Here is a 1,879-nt window from a genome sequence, read left to right as displayed (position 1 = left end):
CGGGTCGTGCTGTGCGCCGCCACGCACGGCGTGCCGCCCGCGGCGTAGATGTCGCACGGCCCCTGCGTGGCGGCCTCGGACGGTGCGGAAAGGCCGGCCAGCAGGCCGGCGGCGAGCGTGATCGCCGCGCCCGCGGACAGCGCCGTCCTCTTCAGGTGCCCTGATCGGAAAATCATGATGGCTTTCCGTGCCTTCCTTTGGTGGCGTGCCTCGTGCCAGTGAAGTGTTAGCGCTAACAATTGTCGCTGTGAGCCCGCCGTCTCACAGTCGTGTATGGGGATCGGTGCGCTCAGTTTTGGCGTCCTGCCCGTCTCCGTCAAGGCCCCAATTCGGCCGATGGGACGTTTACCCGCGCCATGCGGGTGTTGTCGACGGCCGATTCCCCAGGGTGAGGGAGCGCGACCGGTCTCGGGTTGACTCTGTCGTGTTGTCCCTGCTCAGTGAATGTCTCGTGATGTCAGGTCTGTCTCGGGGGTGCCGGGCCGATCCTGAAAGTCGTGAAAGTTTCAGGACCGACGTGCCCGCGCCGTCACTCGACCCTTTACCAGCTTTTACCGGCCTTGACCGGCCCGCCGGAATGGCCCACAGTGGCGGGAAGACGCCCGCCCCGCCCGCCGCCCACGGGCGCGTCTCATCCTGTCGTTTCCGACTCGAACGACGGAGCTGAATGTTATGGATAACATCCGTTAATCGCGATCATCCGGCCGCGTCGCGAGGTGTCGATCCGCGGCGGCCCTGGCGTGGCCATGCGTCGCCGCCACGGCGGTGCGATCGCGGATGCCGGCCGGCGCGCCCCGGCATGGCTTGGCATGTGGCCTGGTATGGCCGCCGGGGTGCTACGCGGCGATGCGCGGGCTGCCTGTACGGTGCCGGGTGTGACCGGCGAGACCGACCTGCGCATGCTGCTGAGCGGCATGCGGCCGCGACTGAACCCGGGCCGCTACGTGTTCACCACGGTGGACGGCGGCGTTCCCGCCGGCGCCCGGCCCGTCGTCACGGTCGCCGAGGAGGAGGGCCTGACGCTGGTCCTGCCGCAGCAGGAGGCCGACGCCGCCGGGCTGGCGTACGAGTACGTCGCGGGCTGGATCACGCTGCGCGTCCACTCGGCGCTTGAGGCGGTCGGCCTGACCGCGGCCGTCGCGCGGGAGCTCGCCGCTGCCGGCCTGAGCTGCAACGTCGTCGCGGGTTTCCACCACGACCATCTCTTCGTGCCCTACGAGCGCGTCGCCGACGCGGTGGCCCTGCTGGAGGACCTCGCGCGCCGCTCCGCCTGACCTCGGACGCCGCCCGCGCTGATGCGGCCCGACCTGCGGGTTTGAAACTTTCAAGGACGTTGACCTGCGTTCTGACTGTGTCGCCGAAATCCTTACCGAATGGGCGGACGCCTCTCACCAGGTCTGATGGCGATTCCCCTCACCCTAAGGTTTCGGCAGCGTTACGGGAATCATTGACAACTGTGCGATCTCGATCCGATACTTTCGTCAAAGCTCCGATAGTTTTCGGAAGCGTAGGCGTACGGCACCGTCGTGGGATGGCCGCCACCACCCGCCCGCTTACGCGCCCCGCAGAGTCGCCGTACGCCGTCTGACCACCCGTCAGGCTTCAGTAGGAGGAAGCGCGCATGATCGACGCCCCCGCCCAATCGTTAGGCCATAGACCCGGCCGCGTCAGGGTGCTCATCGCCCGTGTCTGCGCGGTGGCGCTGGCCGCGGCCGTGGCGTTGCTGCCCGGTGTCGCCAACGCGGCCGTGACGACGAACCAGACCGGCACCAACAACGGGTACTTCTATTCGTTCTGGACCGACAGCCAGGGCACGGTCTCCATGGAGCTGGGCTCCGGCGGAAACTACAGCACCTCCTGGCGCAACACCGGCAACTTC

At 67.9% G+C, this 1,879-nt stretch carries 3 protein-coding genes; 2 read left to right on the top strand and 1 reads right to left on the bottom strand.

Going from position 1 to position 1,879, the window contains the following annotated elements:
• Positions 1-176, bottom strand: a 176-nt coding sequence (locus FLV34_RS43580) for an arabinofuranosidase catalytic domain-containing protein (RefSeq protein WP_222709801.1), incomplete at its 3' end; no start/stop codon positions are given.
• Positions 177-875: 699 nt separating this feature from the next.
• Here FLV34_RS43580 and FLV34_RS39135 point away from each other — a divergent pair.
• Both FLV34_RS39135 and FLV34_RS39130 read left to right on the top strand, forming a co-directional pair.
• On the top strand, positions 876-1,274 hold the full coding sequence (locus FLV34_RS39135) for an ACT domain-containing protein (RefSeq protein ID WP_142648739.1): 399 nt from the start codon (positions 876-878) through the stop codon (positions 1,272-1,274).
• A gap of 347 nt (positions 1,275-1,621) precedes the next feature.
• On the top strand, positions 1,622-1,879 hold a 258-nt coding region (locus FLV34_RS39130), incomplete at its 3' end, for a glycoside hydrolase family 11 protein (protein WP_147945569.1).

The organism is Microbispora sp. CSR-4 (genome assembly GCF_008033685.1).
In the GTDB taxonomy this organism is placed as follows: Bacteria; Actinomycetota; Actinomycetes; order Streptosporangiales; family Streptosporangiaceae; genus Microbispora.
The sequence above is the reverse complement of the archived record's forward strand: the minus strand, read 5'-3'. Positions and strand labels throughout refer to the sequence as shown.